This window comes from Pseudoalteromonas gelatinilytica (assembly GCF_001641615.1).
Lineage (GTDB): Bacteria > Pseudomonadota > Gammaproteobacteria > Enterobacterales > Alteromonadaceae > Pseudoalteromonas > Pseudoalteromonas gelatinilytica.
Map to the genome: position 1 here is coordinate 91,109 of NZ_LRRU01000014.1, position 17,737 is coordinate 108,845.

Sequence of the window (17,737 nt, forward strand, 5' to 3'; positions counted from 1 at the left end):
CGCATTTAAAATTGCCTGAGTTATAATCCGCCAATTATTTTTAACGGCACGCTCTGCGTGCCGTTTTTTAACTTAAGTAGTTTTTAATGAGTGAAAGTGTGGATAAATACGCCGACATAAGACCTTACAATGATGATGAAGTAGCTGATTCAGTAGCGCGTTTGATTGCTGATAATGCCTTTGTAGATGTAATCGCTAAGTATAACCTACCGCGCTTTTTATCGAACTTCCCATTTATTACTCGCCCATTAGTGCGCAGTCAGCTGCGTAAAAAGTGGGGCAACACCGCATCGGTTGAGCAAGTTCAGCATGAAGTGGCTGATTATTTAAATAAACTAATCACCCGTACGACTTCAGAAGTAACGTTTTCGGGCATCGATAAACTAGACCCAAAACAAGCTTACTTATTTATCTCTAATCACCGCGATATCGTGCTTGATCCTGCGTTGGTGAATTGGGGCTTGTTCAAGCACAACATGCCGACAGTTCGCATCGCAATTGGTGATAACTTACTGCAAATTCCTTATATCACTGAGTTAATGCGTTTAAACAAAAGCTTTATTGTAAAGCGCTCAGCGAAAGCTCCGAAAGAGATGTTAAAAGCGTTGTCGCAGCTGTCTGCTTATATCTATGACTCACTTGCTGAAGGCCACTCAATTTGGATAGCGCAAAAAGAAGGCCGAGCAAAAGACGGTTTTGACCAAACAGATCCAGCCTTACTTAAAATGTTGCAGTTACAAGGTCGCAAGCAGAAGAAAGAATTTGCTGAGTACGTTCGCGAGTTAAAAATTGTACCAGTGTCTATTTCTTATCAATACGAGCCTTGCGCGATTGCTAAAGCGAAAGAGCTTTATCACAAACAGCAACATGGTCAGTATGTGAAACAGCAGGGTGAAGACATTGCTAGTATTGTTGAAGGTTTTAGTACAGCAAAAGGGCATGTACATTTAGCGTTTGGTGAGCCAATTGAGTCTGGCTGTGAATCGCCTGAAGAGCTGGCAAAAACCATTGATCAGCAAATTGTTGATTCGTTTTTCTTACACCCAGGTAACTATATAGCGGGTGGTTGTACGCAAGCTGTGATTGATGAAAAAGATGCAGCAGCTTTTAACGAGCGCATCGCGAAAGTGCCAGAGGAGTTAAAACCTTTGGTATTAGCTATGTATGCTAAGCCTTTTCATCGTAAAGCAGAACTTGCCACAAGCGAATCTGAGTAAGCGAAACAGATAGTTTAAGAAGCCACTTTTTAAAGTGGCTTTTTTTATGGTTAATTTTCAGGCTATACTTTTACTATTACTTATTAACCGGCATTTGTGATGCAACAAATTGAAATATTTGAAATTCCAAGCCCTTGCAAAGGGATATGCCAAGTTAATAACCGGGGCTATTGTAAAGGTTGCTACCGTAGTCGTGACGAGCGTTTTTATTGGAATAAGTTTACCAATGCAGAAAAACGTAAAGTCATTAGCTTATGCCAACAGCGTTATAAACGTTACCTTCAGAAAAAACAGCAGGCAGAGCAACAACACACAAACCCTGAGCAAGGTGGCTTTGATTTTTAAAATTTACTGAGGTTGTATTTCGATTTTAAAAATTGCACCGTGCCGTTTTCATCAAGCTTTTTAAGTACTTTGGTCAGTTGCGGTATTATTGCCGCATGACGCTTATGAACAAAATGAAAGCTCTTCATCGGCATTAAAACTTGTTTATGGAAGGCTGTTTGGTCAAAGCCAGGGTGCTTAGTCGACAATAAAAAGTCTAACAAGATGGTCCCTTCAACACGTTTTTGCGTCAGTAAGTTAAGCTGCGCAGTGACATTTCTAACCTTGATCACATCGCCTTCAAATGGGTGGTTATCGATATAACTCTGAGCCGCCGGGTAGCTTGACTGAATTGCTAACGATTTAAGTTCTTCATATTGACATTGTCGGCAATTTTTCAGTAGCACTAAATTAAAATCAAAAAGTGGGTAGTCCACCTTCAATAAATTAGGATAATCATCTTTAACATCAGCAATACGGCCTAGCTGTCCATCAAGCACTCCTTGGTTTGCGGCAACCAGTGCATTTTGATGATTAAAATCGATTATATGGATTTCATAGCCAATTTCTTTGTATGCCATTTTCATTAAATCAATAACATAGCGAGCTTGTGGTGTATCGGCAGGGCGATTAAAGATCAGTAAATTGGTGCTGGCACTACTTGAGAAGCAAAAAAACAGCAAAAATAAGGCGAATCTGTGACTCAGATATTTTGACAACATGCGTTCCTTGCGTACATAAATTGCTCGTTAATTTACTGATATGTGTTTCCAAAATCAAGTTTATACGCGGGCTTTTAAACTAATAAAAGGGATTAAAGCCTGTTAATTTTGTTATACTTGCTAAATTAAAATTTTATTGCTGAGAAAGTATGAGTTTCAATCTATGTAAATTGCCACGAGAGCAAAAATATCAAATTCAACTGGATTACGAAGCGTCTTTTTGGGCTTACCAAATAAAGCGTGGTAAAAACACCCGTGAAGGTGTTTATACTGCAATAAATAGTCGTCCAATATCTGAGCAAGCGTTCTTAAAGCAGCAGTTTGAGCATTACCTTTCGCTAATGAGCTAACCATGACTGCGTTTAGATTTTGTTTACTTGAGCCAATTAAAACGCCGTTAGTAAATAAATTTTATGATAAACACAAGACACGCGGTCGAGCGACCAAAGCTGACCAAGTATGGGTTGCCTACAAAGAGACAGAAATAATTGCCGCTTGCCGAGTTCAAAACCAAGCTGGGCTGTTATTTTTATCAACCCTTTATGTGGATGAAATGTGGCGGGGTCAAAAAATTGCTTCACAATTACTTGCTACCCTAACTGCATCACAAAAAGGGACGGTTTTTACCTTCGTGTACCAAAATCTGATTGATTTTTATCTACAAAATGGGTTTAACTATGCATTAACATTACCCAATTCTTTGCAATCGTTGTTTGAGGTATATGCGCATCGAAACGTAGTTGCGATGCACTTTACGCGTGACACAGTGCCAAGTTAGCAATTTGGAACGTCAATGACTAAGTTCTTCTCCAGTATAACGTTATTTTTTATTTTGACCTGTGGCTTGTTTAGCCATCCCGCAATCTCGCAGGTAAAACGTTTATCAACCAGTGAAGGCTTATCGCAAAGTTATGTAAACACCATGCTTATCGATAACAGTGGCTACTTGTGGTTATCGACTGAAGGTGGCCTCAATCGCTACGATGGTTATCAGGTGGTCCATATTAAAGGCCCTAATGGTGAGCTTGAAGATGCCATCATTGACCGTATTTACCAAGATCCACAAGGCTATATTTGGATAGCTTCGCTACAAGCGGGTTTATTCCGTTACGATCCCACTTCCGATACTTATCAGCAATTTATTGCTAAACCAACCACTGAAGAGCAAATTTTTATTGAGTCGGTGTTTAGTATGGTGGCTGTTGATGACAAAACACTATGGCTAGGGCGTGGCTGGGATTTTGCCAAACTAGACTTAGAAACGAAAAAAATCACCTCTATTTTTGAAATACCTGAACGTGTAAAAAGCAGTGTTATTCGTGAGCTTTTCGCGTACCAAGGTTATATTTTTATGGGTACCAGTAATGGTGCTTATGTCTATGAGCTGGCATCAGGAAAAGTCCGTAAGCTTGATCATCTGCAAAATGAGCCAACTCATATTTATCAAAATTATGTCAAATCATTCGCTATTATCAATGAACAAACATTGCTAGTGGGTGCTGTTAGAGGCCTTTATCAGGTTGATATTAGCAATTTAAAAGCAATGTTTGATACCCCAGACATCGCCTTTAAAAATAAAACACTCATCAGTGAATTAAATATTTGGAAGATTATTCCAGAGGCTAACTCGATTACGCTTGGCACTGATAAAGGGTTATTTGAATATAACCTTGAAACAGGTGAGTTAGCTAAGAATATGCGCTTAAAAGAAAGTGGTTACACACTAGCTGACACCAGCATTATTGATATTGTGAAAGACCGCTCTGGTGGAATGTGGCTGGCAACTAAAAATGATGGGGCGTTTTATCAGTCATACGACAATTACAATTTTATTAATGTGACCGCCAATTCATTAAAAGGCGATGGGCTATCTCATCACTCAATTTGGAGTATTACTGAGTTTCAAAATCGTCTTTGGCTTGCCACCCATAATGGCTTAACAGCGGTTGATTTAGAAACCTACGAAAGTGAAGTGTTTTTGAAAGATTATCAGGTTGACTTAATAACCACTGAGTTTAGTGTTTATCAAGTTATGCCCTACAAAGATAAGTTATGGCTGCATACTAATCGCGGTATTTTAAGTTTTGATCCGAAAACCGGGCAGGCCACGCCTGTCAAAGCGGCAAATCCAGATAATCAGGTTTTAATTAACGATTGGGTGCACGGCATATTGTTGATGCCATCGGGCGATCTTTACTATGTTCATCCTGATTACGGCATGTTTGTTTATAATATTGATAGCCAAAAAGTAACCCGATTAGGCGGTAAATTTGATGAATTTGAGCCGTTTTTAGCCTACGGGTTTTTACCAGCGTTATCTTCAAAGCCTGATGCGCCATTATTTTATAATGCGGGTATTCTTTATCAAGTTGATCCCAAAACTTACGAGCTTTCGACGATTTACAAAGTGCCTGAACAGCATGAAAATGTTGCTGTGAATGTGATGTCTTACATCATAGATAACAACAATGTGTTGTGGTTATCGCTTTCAAACTTTGGATTAATCGGCTTAGACGCCAGCACCTACGAACATATTTATACCATCGACCTTGAGAAGAATAAGTTAGGTACTTTGTTATACGACATGGTGCTTGATGAAGCAGGCATGATCTGGATGAGTAGCCACAAAGGACTTTGGCGACTGAACCCAGATAATTTACATTTTCAGCAATTTACTGGCTCAGAAGGGTTATTCTCAACAGAGTTTAATAGTGGGGCATTTACTAAGCTTGAGTCGGGGCAAATTGTCTATGGTACGCTAAAAGGCTTTACCTATTTTTACCCTATGGATAACCACTATCAGCAAGCTTTAATTGATCACGTAAATATTACCAACCTTGATTTAATGTCTCGTGATTTACCCGCTGAGCTAAAACAGCCAATCGACAGTGTTGTCCTTGAGCATGATGATATAGGTCTCGAAGTTGCCTTTTCGGCGATGGCATTTAACTATCAAGAACGTATCATTTATGAATACCAACTGGGTGATGGTCAAAAAACCTATACCCGCAATAACAACCGGGTGCTGTTCCCAAAACTCAGTGCAGGAAAATACCACCTTAAGGTATGGGCAAAAGATCCACTAACCGGCGATTTAACGCCGCCCGCTATTTTAAATATCGAAGTGAAATACCCCCCTTGGCGCGCACCACACTTTATTGTTTTATATGTGATTTTGGTTGCACTGTTTGTTGCTGCTTGGGTGTTTAGACGTAACCGTATGCAACAAATACTGCTAGCTGCCCATAAAGAAAGTAAAGAGAGTGAAGCGCGATTGAAGCTTGCTCTTGAAGGCAGTCATTCTGGGGTTTGGGATTGGTCATCGCAAAGCCCGATTATTTATCAGCCGCGTCTTAAAAATGAGTTAGGCTATGAAACTGACAGCGTTAATTTAGATGATTATTTAGCCAAGATTCACCCACATGATAAACAAACTTTCCGTTTAGAGTGGTTAGAATTTTTATCAACGCAAAAAGGCTATTTCAATTGCACTTACAGATTACGTCATGCTGATGGCAATTGGCGTTGGTATAAAGACTTTGGCAAAGTGGTTGAGTGGCAAGACAGCGCCCCTGAAAAAGTTGCTGGCACTTACACGAATATGACTCGCGAACTGGTATTTGAAGAAAATGCCCGCTTGTTTGGTGCGGCATTTGAACAAACCCGTGACTGGGTGTTTATCTTAGATAAAAACCTGCGTATTCGTGCTACCAATAAGTCATTCCAAGATGCCTTTGGTTTCCCTGCAGAGCCTCGCTCTAGCCGCTCGCTCACACTTGGTATGCCTATCTCTACCCGTATTCATTATCTGCGTATTATGCAAACGTTGAAATCGGGCGAGCATTTCTCTGCCGAAGATGTGGTTGAAGTTGCCAGCGGTGAGAAACGCCAAGTATTAATAAAAATTAGCGCGGTGGCGGGCAGTAATCGCCAGCTTGATAGTTACGTTATTATTGTTACCGATATTAGCGCGCAAAAGCTGGCTGAAAGCGAGCTGCATTTACTGGCGAATTACGACGCTTTGACGGGGCTACCAAATAAAACCTTATTCAATGATCGGGTTATTCATGCCATTGAACAAGCTGATTACCATCAAACAAAAGTCGCCTTATTAAACGTTAATATTAAGCGCTTTAAGCACTTTAATGATTCGCTCGGACGTGAGGAATCAGATGAATTAATTAAGCGTGTTGCTAAGCGTTTAAAGCTCGTATTGCGCCCACAAGATAGCGTGGCTCGTTTCGATGGTGACGAGTTTGTGATCCTTGCTGAAGATTTTAAGCAGCTTGATGAGCTACTGCTGTTATGTGCAAAAGTAATGGATTGTGTCGATACCCATATTGAACTGAGCCAGCAAGCTGTAAAAGTGAACCTTAGCGTTGGTGTTGCTGTTTACCCAGATGATGCAAAGGATACCAAAGCATTGCTGAAAGCCTCTAATGTGGCACTGTATCACGCGAAAAGTCATGTCGAGAGTTGTTATCAATTTTATAAGCAAGAAATGAACTTGCAAGTGCAGCGTACTTTGCATCTTGAATCTCAGCTAAGCAAAGCCTATCAAGAGCACGAGTTTTGTAATTTTTATCAGCCAATCGTGAGTGCACAAACAGGTAAAGTCGCAGGACTTGAAGTGTTACTACGTTGGCCTAGTAATGATGAATATAAACCAGAAGGCTTTGCAAATGCTGCAGAGAGCTCAGGGCTAATTACCAAAATTATGTTGCAAACCCTTTCAAGAGCATTGATTGAGCTGCGCCAGTGGCGTATCACGCATCCTGATTTATATGTTTCTATAAATCTCTCTGCCCTCGATTTTGAAAGCGAGAATCTAGTTGAGAAAATACATCAATCAATAAGTGCAATTAAAGTGCCTGCAAGCGCATTAGTGTTTGAGATCACCGAATCAGTAATGATGCATGATTCAGATAAAGCGCAGCAGAGTATGGAAAAACTCAAAGCCCTAGGCTGTCGTATTTATATGGATGACTTTGGTACAGGCTATGCGTCACTGACCTACTTGAAACGTTTTCCGGTTGATGTGCTGAAAATAGACAAGAGTTTTGTCAACGACATCGGGGTTGATAAAGGTGATGAAGCGATTATCAACTCAACACTTACCTTGGCTAAAAGCTTAGGGAAAGAGTGTGTAGCCGAAGGGGTTGAAAACCACACGCAATTGCAATTCTTACGCACTTTAGGCTGTGAATATTTCCAAGGTTATCTGTTTAGCAAACCAGTGGCAGGTGATGAAGTAAAAGCGCTTTTAGATACTCAATGGGATGAGGAATTTTTAGGGTAAAGCCAAAGCTTTACCCTTTTCGTTAATCTTGGCGTTTTCCGCAGTGGCGGCAATATAAGTTCCGATTGCGGTTTTTAAGTTCGTTATGAATCGCTTTATTCGCCTCTTGCTGACTTAAACCCAGTTTGTAACGTAAGTTTTCTAAGTGTTCTTCTTCAACCGGCGATAAATGCCCATCTTCAACGGCTTCGTGGACTGCATCGGTAAACACTTGTCTGCGTTTACGTAACTGCTCAGAAAAGCTTGAGGCCAACAAACCGGTTGGAATAGCCACCATGCCCATACTCACTAGTGTGATGGCACCACCAAATAAGCGACCAAGGGGAGTCACAGGTACGACATCACCATAACCAACGGTTGTTAATGTCACCATGGCCCACCACATCGCAGCAGGAATAGAGCCAAATTTATCGGGCTGCACATCGTGTTCAATTAAATAAATACCGCATGAGGCAATGATCAAGACCACAGCCATAATAAAAAATGCCGCAAGCAGTGAGCTGCTTTCTTCTTTAAATGAATTTAATAATAGCTGCATCGCCCTTGAATAGCGGGTCAGTTTAAAGATACGCATTAACCTAAGCACTCGTAAGAAGCGTAAATCAACACTCACAAAGACCATCAGAATGGTGGGTAAAATCGCGATCAGATCAATCAGCGCCAACGGCGAAAAGAAATATCTAATGCGAATTTTTGAGTTTGTTAATGGGCTTTCTTTATGCACGCTTTTATCTACACAAGACCAAAGTCTGAGCACATATTCTAAGGTGAAGATACCGACAGAAATCAGCTCAATCATTAAAAATTCGTGATGATATTGTTTTGCTAAAGGGCCAACCGACTCCAGCACAATTGCCACCACATTGACCATGATCAGCGACATCAAAAATACGTCGAGTGCGCGTCCTATACGTCGATATTTACCGTTACCTTCAAAAACTCGTGCAGTGTAATTTCTTAAACGATGCAAAATAGTGATCCAGTTTTAGTTAAGTTTTAGCACCATGTTAATGCTGCCCTCTTCAAAGTCGCGGGTGATCTTAAACCCGAGTTTTCGTGCCAGTTCAATCATGCCGGTGTTTTCTGGCAAGGTGATACCTGCAATTTGTTTAACGCCTTGGTTTTTACAATGCTCAATTGCCGCGTTCATTAATATTGTGCCAAGCCCTAAACCTTGGCAATCAGAGCGCACCACAATTGCAAATTCCGCATCGAGCTTGTCTGGATCCATCAATACACGAGATACCCCTAATGTACAGGCTGAACCATTTTGCTCTTGGCTGACAATAAACGCCATTTCTCGGTCATAATCAATTTGCGTCATTTTCGCGAGCTGATCATGGTTGAATTGCGGTAATTCACCGAAGAAGCGCTTATATCTGTCTTCTTTACTCAATGATTGATCAAACTCTAAGTGTGCTTGCTCATCTTCCGGTTTGATAGGTCTTAGCTGTGCTTGGGTATTGTTTTTAAGGGTTACTTCTTTAACCAATTCAATCGGGTAGGGGCGAATACACAAGCGCTTACGGTTCGCTTTTGCTTTATAACGGCTAAGGCCAATGGTTGCATCAAGTACCAAAAACTGCCCGTTACTGGCTAAAATAGGATTTAACTCAACACTAGTGATATCAGGTTGGTCGATAACCAGCTGCGAGATACGGGTGAGTAGGGCACATAAACGGTATTTATCGACTTTTTCTGGTAGTACGCGGTCTTTAAGTACGCCTTTATCGTGCGCCGCAGCAATCAGGTATTTTGCCAAGTTCATATTTAGTGGTGGTAATGCCACTGCTGCTTGAGCGAATTCAAGTCCGGTGCCTGCTTCACCCAGTAAGATCACCGGGCCAAAGTTAGGTTCTGTTTTTATAGCGATACGTAGCTCATTAGCACCCGCTCGTGGCGCCATCTTTTGCAGTGAAAAACCTTCTATATGGGCATCAGGGTAGGTGTTTTTGATTCGTAGCAGCATAGCAAAGGCTGTTTGTTCAACTTCTTGCGCATCATTTAAATTAAGGACCACACCACCGACTTCTGATTTTGAAGGAATACTTGGGCTAATAAGTTTCAACGCTACCGGAAAACCCAGTTCAATGGCTTGCTCTTTGGCTTCTGTTGGTGTGTAAGCAACCTCAGTTTGAATACAATCAATACCATAATGAGTGAGAATTTGGCTTGCTTCATGGGTTGATAGATAGCTTTGCTCTTCGGCTAAAAACTCATTCACTACAGTGCGTGCTGCGTCTTTATTTATCTTTGCATCATCGGTGTTCGATTCTGGCGTTTGCGTTAAATGTTTTTGGTTACGACGATAACTTACCAAGTGCATAAACGCACCAACCGCACCTTCAGGTGTACGGTAGGTCGGAATGGCATTATTAGCGCAGACCTTACGCGCAGCATACGCGGCATCTTCTCCCATAAAGTTCGTCATAACATAAGGGCGTGCCATCTTCGGGATTTTCTCTAAGGTTTCAACAATGATCTCTGCATAATCTTCACTCGGTGCAAGCGCAGAAGGGGTGTGAATGATCAGCAGGTTTTTAACTTCTTTGGCTTGCAGCAAGATTTCTAACGCTTGTTGATAGCGTCTTGGCGCTGAGTCACCAAAAATATCCACCGGATTCGAGGTCATTTCGGATTGCGGAATCACTTTATTAAGCGCAGCTCTGGTCTCGTCGCTAAGCTCTGCCAACTTTCCTGAGCTTTGCAAGAGCGTATCCACAGCCATGACACCTGGGCCGCCGCCATTGGTTAAAATAGTCAGTTGCTCGACTTTAAGTAGTTTGGGGTGCATTGCTAGCGTTTGTGTAGCAGCAAAAAGCTCTCGTAAGTCGTTTACTCTTAACATACCCGCTCGTTGGAATAGCGCATCATAGACCGCATCTGAGCTTTGTTTGCCACCAGTGTGTATTTCTGCAGCAAGGGCTCCGGCACTGGTTTTACCGGTTTTAATAGCAATTACGGGTTTACTAAACGCAGCGGCTCGCGCTGCAGAAATAAAGCTGCGAATATCTTCTATATTATCGATATACAACAAAATAGCCTTGGTTTTTGCATCGCGGCCTAAAAAGTCGAGTAACTCATCAAAGTCGATATCAAGGCAATCACCTACAGACACAAAATATGAAAAGCCAATCTCTTTGTTCTTCGCCCAATCAAGAATCGTTGAGCAAACCGCGGCCGATTGCGACACAAAAGCGAGCTTTCCTGGGCTTGCAACTGTGTGCGAAAAACTAGCATTTAAGCCAATGTGAGGAATCAGCAAGCCCAAGCAATTAGGCCCAAGTAAAGAGACATTAGCCTCAGCAGCTGCTTCTTTCAGTGCGTGCTTTTGGTCGGCGTTTAAACCCGCAGCAATCACCACTGCATGTTTACAGCCAAGCTCTCCAAGCTCATTAATGATGTTGATTAAGGTGTTTTTATTAGTACAAATAACCGCAAGATCAGGCACTTTAGGTAGTGCAGCAATGCTCGGGTAGGCTAATACGCCGTGTACAGCGCTGTGATTTAAGCTAACAGGCATGATTGGGCCTTTAAAGCCCCCTTGTAAAAGGTTGCGCATAACCACAAAGCCCGCTCGGTTAGGGGAATTTGAGGCGCCAATGACCGCGACTGATTTAGGGTTAAAAAATTGGCTAATACGTTTAACGCTCATGCTGTTTCCTTCGCTTGCGCTGTTTGTTAAAACTTCAGGGTCTGTTAAGTTTAATACACCCAAACTAGAACCGACACGCTTCTAAAGTATTAAAAGTTATACTCATAAGATAACCTGTTTATAACTACTTTTCGAGTCAAAAACAGTGACCTACATCAAGGAGAAAAGCATGAATAAAGCGCAACCATTTAATATCGTTATTGCAGCGTGTGCATTGGCGGTTGGTTTGCTTGGATTAGGTTTTATTTTGAAAAGTGCAGCCCTTGATGTGAAAGGCATGGAGCGCACTGTTCATGTTAAAGGGTTAGCCGAAATGGAAGTGCCAGCCGACACCGTTATTTGGCCACTGCAGTTTTCTGATGCCGATAACAACCTTGAAAAATTAGTGGGGCGGGTTGAAGAGAAAAGTGATGCAGTCGTTGCCTTTTTAAAGCTGCATGGCTTTAGCGACGAAGAAATTAGTCTTGGTAGTCAGTCAATTATTGATAAACAAGCCCGTGAATATGGCGGCGAGAATCAGCAGTTCCGTTATATTGCTCGCAGCAATGTGATTGTTTATTCAAATGATATTGAAAAAGTGCAGCATGCGTTAGGCGAAGTAAGCCAATTAGCCAAGCAAGGTATCGCGATAGTGCAAGATAACTACGAAACGCGTATTCAGTATTTGTTTAATGGCTTAAATGAAATCAAGCCAAATATGATTCAAGAGGCAACCGAAAAAGCCCGTGAAGTAGCAATGAAATTTGCTAAAGATTCACAGTCTAAGCTGGGTAAAATTAAAACCGCCCACCAAGGCCAGTTTTCAATTTCTGATAGAGACTCAAATACACCTCAGCTGAAAAAAGTACGTGTTGTTACCAGTGTCGAATATTATTTATCTGACTAAACCCAATACCACAGATAAAGGCAGCCGCATGCGTGTACACACAATCACCATGCGGCATAGCGCACCAAGCATAAAGCCACCACTAAACGCAACAGCCACGCCCATTAAGCCAAACTGATCTTTTAAAATTATAGCCATCAATACGGTGACACTGGTTGCGCCTAGTAATACGTACAAGTTGATGAGTGGGTTGCCTTTTAATTTGATCATGCTACTCGCTAAAATTCTCGCTGGTAGTAACAATTGCCCGAGTAACAGCAGCATTAAAGTCCAAAACCCTTCTTGTAATTGGCTTTCGCCATAGAGGCTGAGTAGTGGTTTTGCGAGCAAGGCGAGTAGCAATATAGCGGCAAAGTTAAAGCGCCACACTACTTTCATTAACTCGCTCAGTTGCTGTTCGGTATTTTCGTTAGCCATTAAAATGGGTTTTAAATATTGGTTGGCCGCATTGCCTAAAATCGTCAGTAAGCCGGCGATCACTACCGCAGGAAAGAAGATACTCACGCCTTGTGCACCAAACCAGTGATGCACCAATAATACATCGAGTTTTGCTACTAATACGGTGCCTGCGCCACTGGCGAGCATGATCAAGGAGTCTTTACACCATTGCTTAGTTTGGTAGCGGGCAGTCCCTGCGACGATCATTTTTTTGATTAGCCAATATTGATAGCTGACTACACACAAGATACTACAAAACAACAAGATACAAATCTCGACTAACGATAAGTCCCCACGTATCAAATAAACTAAGAAACAAAACCCTGCGGTTAATAATTCAAAGATACATTGCTGTGTTATTAGGCCTATTTTAGGTTTATTTAACGCCACTAAAAAAGCCGATTGGCTTTGCATAATAGCGCCAATCGGCACCAGTAACAGTAAATAAACTACATGCTCTTTGGCACTTTGATGCGGTGAAATAGCCTGAAAGCTAATCACCACCGCAGCGACAAAAATCACCCCGAATAAACACGATGCAGCTAAATATACGTGTTTTAAGCCCCGTAATAACTCATGTTGCTGAGCCTTGTAGAGCGGATAGCTAATACGCATTAAAGACGATGCAAAGCCCATACTCGCAGGTAACAAAAGAATTTCACAAAGTGCGAGTAACGCCGCAAAAGTACCAAATTCATCACTACTTAATAACCTTGCAAGACACAAGGTGAGCACAATACGGCTACCATGATTAAGAGCGGTAAAACTACTGAGCGATAAAAACGCTTTAACAACATCCTTATTCATCGGGTTATTGATTAAGCGCGTTTAATAACTGTGCCGTTGGCACTTGCAAATAGGCCGCGCAAAGCAGCACTTTGCTGTCGGCACTCGTTGGTTGATTGGTACCATAGAATTGCTTAAGGGTATTTACCAAGGCGCTGACTGCACTAGGGCTGTGGCTTTGGTCGACTTCCATCATGGCTAATAACGCAGAGAATTCATGTTTGGCTAGCATTTGAGTCGTGCTGTTTAGTGCTATAAAACAACCAATTGGAGAGAGATGCTGCTTATTTAATGTTTTTAACGCAACGCCTAAGCTTTCGTTGCTTTCAAATAACATTAACGAACGCAAGTAATTAAAGGGAAGTTTATCTGCTTGGCACTGCGTAAATAAATGATGTAGTAGGGTGTTACCTTGGTTGTCGGTAATACAAAAGGCATTTTGAAACTTAAGCCCCGGAGTAAAAAAGCTTAGTTTATCGATATCATCAATCAAGGCAACCGCTTCACTTGGCAGCGGGCTGGCTTCGAGTAAATGCGCTGCAACATTTTGTAAAAACAAGTATTTAACTTCACTACTGCACGCTAATTGATAGATGTGTTGTAATTGTGCCGCTTGCAAAACCCCCGAAACACTTTGGTAATCGGCAATGAGTTCTTTTAATTGGTGATGCTGAAGTCGGCTGTTCAATTGCTCTATAGCGCTTTGCATGAAAATACTCGTTTTTTATTATTTATACATTTATAGCTCAACTACTTGTTTAAATAAATAAAAAAGGCCGCTGAGCGGCCTTTTTCAAGTCTTTATTGTTTAAGCTGCTTGTTTCTTAGCAACCCATTGGTCAACAAACTTCTCAAGTACGTTTAATGGTACAGCACCATTTTTAAGTACGACGTCGTGGAATTCACGAATATCGAATTTATCACCTAGTTTTTCTTTAGCCGCTTCACGAAGCTCTAAAATTTTCAACATACCTACTTTGTATGCCGTCGCTTGTGAAGGCATTACAATGTGACGCTCAACCATTTTAACGCCATCAGAGGTTGCGTTAGGTGTGTTATTTACGTAGTAGTCGATACCCTGTTGACGCGTCCACTTCATAGCGTGGATACCGGTATCTACAACTAAGCGACATGCACGCCATAACTCCATTGAAAGACGACCAAAATCTGAATAAGGGTCTTCGTATAAGCCCATTTCTTTTGGTACTAGCTCAGAGTATAAACCCCAGCCTTCAACATACGCGGTGTAGCCACCAAACTTACGGAACTTAGGCACACCTTCAAGTTCTTGCGCGATAGCAATTTGCATGTGGTGACCTGGAATACCTTCGTGGTATGCAAGTGCTTCCATTTGGTATGTTGGCATTGCTTCCATATCGTATAGGTTTGCGTAATAAATACCTGGGCGAGAACCATCTGGTGCAGGTTGTTGGTAGAACGCTTTACCTGCAGCTTTTTCGCGGAATGCTTCTACAGCTTTAACTTTAAGGTCAGCTTTGGGCTTAACAATGAATAACTCATCTAGGCGAGATTTCATGTTATCGATAAGAGCCGTAGCTTCATCAAGGTAACGTTGTTTACCTTCAGCGGTATTCGGGTAGTAGAACTGCTTATCAGTTTTCATGAATTGCATGAATGCTTTAAGGTCACCTTTAAAGCCAACTTTGTCTTTGATTGCACGCATTTCGTCGTGAATACGCGCAACTTCAGCTAACCCGATAGAGTGAATTTCTTTCGCTGTTAAATCAGTTGTTGTGGTACGTGCTAGCGCATTGTTATAGAACGCTTCACCGTCAGGGAATTTCCAAGCACCGTCACGGTCATCTGCGCGTTTTTCTAACTGAGCTAAAAAGTTAATTAGCTTAGTGTAAGAAGGTTTAAGAGCCGCTTTTAGGGCTTTTTCAGCATCGCTGATAAGTGCTGATTTTTCGTTATCTGCAATCTCTAGAGCGTTAACTTTACGTTTAAAGTCAGCAAGTAATGTTGAATCTTCACCATCATTAAACGGTGCGCCGCGTAAGATGTTTTTGCTTGAATCAATCACGTGTGGGAATACAAACTTAGGCGCGATGATACCTTCATCTGCACGTACTTCTAAATCAGTGATTAATTGATCAATGACCGCTGGTACACCATTTAAACGCGAGATATACGCTTTTGCATCAGATACATCAGCAATCTGATGTTGGTTGATTAAAAACGCAGGGATCATCGAGTGAACCCCAAACATTTGGTTCACAGGGTAGTTGTAATGACGCCATTTGAAATCAGCAATTTCGTTTTCTAAGTCTTGTTTTTTAAGGTCGTAGCTTACTTTTGTTGCGTCATCTAATAAATCACGATTAATTGCATTCAATGCAACTAAGTCAGCTTTAGTTTGTTCAAAGTCAGCTAAAACGCGCTCTTCGCTACCATCATCCCATTTATCGTAATCTTTTTTGATACCCATGTATGTTTGGTAGACAGGGCTTTTCATTACGTCACGGTTAAAAGTATCTTCGAAGAAAGCATTTGCTTTATCGATTTCACTTTGAACAGGTTGGCTTTGTACGCTTGGCGCAGGCGTTGGTTGCTCTTGCATTTGTTGGCAGCCACCAAGTAATGCAACGCTTACCGCCGCAGCGATGAAGGTCAATTTACGCATTTTAATTCCTTTGTTGTTGTTAGAAATATAATTATTAAACGAATAATTCTAGCAGGTCATTCAAAAAACGATGGCCTTTTTGGCTTACCTGCCAGTTATCTTTGTCATCAATTAGTAAGCCTTTTGTAATTGCTTCGGTCAAGGCTTGTTCCTGACTTTGCAGTGACAAACTTGTAAGCAAAGGTAAATCTGCTTTCGGACAAGGTTCGACTAAGCGAAAGCGATTCATAAAGAATTCAAAGGCTAAATCGTCTTCGGTTACTTGCCATTGTTCGTATAAATAAGGTTTGGCAAGGTCCATATAACCCCGCGGGTGCTTAACTTTCACGGTGCGGGTGATGACTTTATTTTCATCAGTAATTTTACCATGAGCACCACAGCCGATACCGAGATAATCGCCAAATCGCCAATAATTCAAGTTATGACGGCATTGGTAGCCGGGCTTGGCGTAGCCTGAAATCTCGTATTGCTCATAACCTGCTGCGGCTAGTAAAGCTTGACCTTGTTCTTGAATATCCCAAAGGATGTCATCATGAGGTAAGGTCGGTGGCTTTGAAGCAAATTGCGTATTTGGCTCAATCGTTAGCTGATACCAAGAGATATGGGGAGGATTAAGGGCAATGATTTTTTCAAGGTCACCCAAGGCATCTTCAAGAGATTGTCCGGGTAAGCCATGCATTAAATCAAGGTTAAAACTGTTTAGTCCCGCTTGATGCGCTTGCTTAGCAGCGTAGCTTGCTTCATCAGCACCATGAATGCGGCCAAGGGCTTTTAGCTTGTCGTTTTGCATGCTTTGCACACCAATCGAAATACGATTAATGCCAGCGGCAACATATTCTTTAAAGCGACCAGTTTCGACGGTGCCTGGGTTTGCCTCTAGGGTAATTTCACAGTCATCGCTTAAGCCAATTAATCTGTCGACTTCGCCAAGTAGGCGAGTATAAGCGTCCCCGGTTAATAAGCTCGGGGTACCGCCACCAATAAAGATGCTGTGGATTTTACGCCCTTGTACTAAGTGTAAATCGGCCTTGAGATCATCAATAAGATGCTGAACGTATTCTTTTTCGGGGATCGTGCCTTTTTGGCCATGACTATTAAAGTCACAGTATGGGCACTTTTGCACGCACCAAGGCACGTGCACATATAAACTCAAAGGCGGTAAACTCACAGGCCGCCTTTTTGCTGCAATTGCGCAAGTAGTTGTTTTAAAGCTTGGCCGCGATGGCTAAGGGCATTTTTTTGCTCTTTAGTTAACTGAGCGCTAGTACATTGCTCAGACGGCACATAAAACACCGGATCATAACCAAAACCACCCTGACCATCTTGGCTATGGGTGATTTCGCCTTCCCAACTGGCACTACAAATAAGTGGTGTCGGGTCGTCGGCGTGGCGCATTAGTACTAACACACACCAAAAACGCGCACTGCGAACTGGGTTATCAGCAAGCTCTTTTAATAGCTTGTCGATATTATCTTGATCACTCGCATCCGCTCCGGCAAAGCGTGCAGAGTACACACCCGGCGCACCATTTAGGCCGTCGACTTCCAGACCTGAGTCATCGGCAATCGCAGGTAAACCTGTGATCTTTGCCGCATGACGCGCTTTAATAATGGCGTTTTCAACAAATGTGGTGCCTGTTTCTGGTACGTCAGGTACTTGAAAATCACTTTGTGGAACCACGTTAATATTAAGTGGGCTGAGCATACTTGCCAGCTCTTTTACTTTGCCAGGATTACCCGTGGCTAAAACCAAGGTGTTGTTCATAG

14 protein-coding genes are annotated in these 17,737 nt (G+C 41.9%); 6 read left to right on the plus strand and 8 right to left on the minus strand.

Features of this window, described 5'->3' with window-relative positions; genetic code table 11:
* The first annotated feature begins 86 nt into the window (after window positions 1-86).
* Window positions 87-1,217 carry a 1-acyl-sn-glycerol-3-phosphate acyltransferase gene (locus NH153_RS06275; protein WP_063702052.1) on the plus strand — a complete coding sequence of 377 codons (1,131 nt, stop codon included), beginning with the start codon at window positions 87-89 and terminating at the stop codon, window positions 1,215-1,217.
* Between the two features lie 99 nt (window positions 1,218-1,316).
* The gene (locus NH153_RS06280; protein ID WP_063702055.1) at window positions 1,317-1,562 is read left to right on the plus strand and encodes a DUF1289 domain-containing protein; all 246 of its coding nucleotides are present in this window, start codon (window positions 1,317-1,319) and stop codon (window positions 1,560-1,562) included.
* Here NH153_RS06280 and NH153_RS06285 read toward each other — a convergent pair.
* Window positions 1,559-2,263, minus strand: coding sequence for a transporter substrate-binding domain-containing protein (locus tag NH153_RS06285; protein WP_063702058.1), 705 nt, complete (start codon window positions 2,261-2,263; stop codon window positions 1,559-1,561). The genes NH153_RS06280 and NH153_RS06285 overlap by 4 nt on opposite strands.
* 149 nt (window positions 2,264-2,412) lie before the next feature.
* On the opposite strand from NH153_RS06285, the gene NH153_RS06290 reads away from it, so the two are divergent.
* The 3 genes from NH153_RS06290 to NH153_RS06300 are packed head-to-tail and all read left to right on the plus strand — an operon-like array spanning window position 2,413 to window position 7,562.
* Complete coding sequence (locus tag NH153_RS06290) at window positions 2,413-2,613, plus strand: DUF3283 family protein (RefSeq protein ID WP_054562754.1); 201 nt, start codon at window positions 2,413-2,415, stop codon at window positions 2,611-2,613.
* 2 nt (window positions 2,614-2,615) lie between these two features.
* Window positions 2,616-3,041, plus strand: a complete 426-nt coding sequence (locus NH153_RS06295) for a GNAT family N-acetyltransferase (protein WP_063702060.1) — start codon at window positions 2,616-2,618, stop codon at window positions 3,039-3,041.
* Window positions 3,042-3,056: 15 nt separating this feature from the next.
* Window positions 3,057-7,562: an EAL domain-containing protein gene (locus tag NH153_RS06300; RefSeq protein WP_063702062.1), complete on the plus strand. Its 4,506-nt coding sequence runs from the start codon at window positions 3,057-3,059 to the stop codon at window positions 7,560-7,562.
* Window positions 7,563-7,584: 22 nt separating this feature from the next.
* On the opposite strand, the gene NH153_RS06305 is transcribed toward NH153_RS06300, so the two are convergent.
* Complete coding sequence (locus NH153_RS06305; RefSeq protein WP_063702064.1) at window positions 7,585-8,532, minus strand: ion transporter; 948 nt, start codon at window positions 8,530-8,532, stop codon at window positions 7,585-7,587.
* 15 nt (window positions 8,533-8,547) lie between these two features.
* Window positions 8,548-11,217: a bifunctional acetate--CoA ligase family protein/GNAT family N-acetyltransferase gene (locus NH153_RS06310; protein ID WP_058586644.1), complete on the minus strand. Its 2,670-nt coding sequence runs from the start codon at window positions 11,215-11,217 to the stop codon at window positions 8,548-8,550.
* 169 nt (window positions 11,218-11,386) lie between these two features.
* Between NH153_RS06310 and NH153_RS06315 the strand changes: the two genes are divergently transcribed.
* On the plus strand, window positions 11,387-12,103 hold the full coding sequence (locus NH153_RS06315; protein WP_063702066.1) for an SIMPL domain-containing protein: 717 nt from the start codon (window positions 11,387-11,389) through the stop codon (window positions 12,101-12,103).
* On the opposite strand, the gene NH153_RS06320 is transcribed toward NH153_RS06315, so the two are convergent.
* The 5 genes from NH153_RS06320 to NH153_RS06340 all read right to left on the minus strand — a co-directional run bounded on the left by NH153_RS06320 (window position 12,092) and on the right by NH153_RS06340 (window position 17,735).
* Window positions 12,092-13,348, minus strand: a complete 1,257-nt coding sequence (locus NH153_RS06320; protein ID WP_063702068.1) for a lipopolysaccharide biosynthesis protein — start codon at window positions 13,346-13,348, stop codon at window positions 12,092-12,094. The two genes, NH153_RS06315 and NH153_RS06320, sit on opposite strands and share 12 nt — an antisense overlap.
* 4 nt (window positions 13,349-13,352) lie before the next feature.
* Entirely contained in the window at window positions 13,353-14,036 is a 684-nt protein-coding gene (locus NH153_RS06325; protein ID WP_063702070.1) for a hypothetical protein, read from the minus strand.
* A 99-nt stretch (window positions 14,037-14,135) separates the two neighbouring features.
* Window positions 14,136-15,971, minus strand: coding sequence for a DUF885 domain-containing protein (locus NH153_RS06330; protein ID WP_063702072.1), 1,836 nt, complete (start codon window positions 15,969-15,971; stop codon window positions 14,136-14,138).
* A gap of 34 nt (window positions 15,972-16,005) precedes the next feature.
* A complete protein-coding gene (gene hemW / locus NH153_RS06335) occupies window positions 16,006-17,139 on the minus strand; it encodes a radical SAM family heme chaperone HemW (RefSeq protein ID WP_063702074.1) in 1,134 nt (377 codons plus the stop codon).
* Window positions 17,136-17,735, minus strand: coding sequence for an XTP/dITP diphosphatase (locus NH153_RS06340; RefSeq protein ID WP_063702076.1), 600 nt, complete (start codon window positions 17,733-17,735; stop codon window positions 17,136-17,138). The genes hemW and NH153_RS06340 overlap by 4 nt, the downstream gene beginning before the upstream one ends.
* Between the last annotated feature and the right edge of the window lie 2 nt (window positions 17,736-17,737).

Bases quoted from the DNA above. Each gene is read 5' to 3' on its own strand.
- NH153_RS06275 (WP_063702052.1), top strand. From the start codon at position 87: ATGAGTGAAAGTGTGGATAAATACGCCGACATAAGACCTTACAATGAT.
- NH153_RS06280 (WP_063702055.1), top strand. From the start codon at position 1,317: ATGCAACAAATTGAAATATTTGAAATTCCAAGCCCTTGCAAAGGGATA.
- NH153_RS06285 (WP_063702058.1), bottom strand. From the start codon at position 2,263: ATGTTGTCAAAATATCTGAGTCACAGATTCGCCTTATTTTTGCTGTTT.
- NH153_RS06290 (WP_054562754.1), top strand. From the start codon at position 2,413: ATGAGTTTCAATCTATGTAAATTGCCACGAGAGCAAAAATATCAAATT.
- NH153_RS06295 (WP_063702060.1), top strand. From the start codon at position 2,616: ATGACTGCGTTTAGATTTTGTTTACTTGAGCCAATTAAAACGCCGTTA.
- NH153_RS06300 (WP_063702062.1), top strand. From the start codon at position 3,057: ATGACTAAGTTCTTCTCCAGTATAACGTTATTTTTTATTTTGACCTGT.
- NH153_RS06310 (WP_058586644.1), bottom strand. From the start codon at position 11,217: ATGAGCGTTAAACGTATTAGCCAATTTTTTAACCCTAAATCAGTCGCG.
- NH153_RS06315 (WP_063702066.1), top strand. From the start codon at position 11,387: ATGAATAAAGCGCAACCATTTAATATCGTTATTGCAGCGTGTGCATTG.
- NH153_RS06320 (WP_063702068.1), bottom strand. From the start codon at position 13,348: ATGAATAAGGATGTTGTTAAAGCGTTTTTATCGCTCAGTAGTTTTACC.
- NH153_RS06325 (WP_063702070.1), bottom strand. From the start codon at position 14,036: ATGCAAAGCGCTATAGAGCAATTGAACAGCCGACTTCAGCATCACCAA.
- NH153_RS06330 (WP_063702072.1), bottom strand. From the start codon at position 15,971: ATGCGTAAATTGACCTTCATCGCTGCGGCGGTAAGCGTTGCATTACTT.
- NH153_RS06340 (WP_063702076.1), bottom strand. From the start codon at position 17,735: ATGAACAACACCTTGGTTTTAGCCACGGGTAATCCTGGCAAAGTAAAA.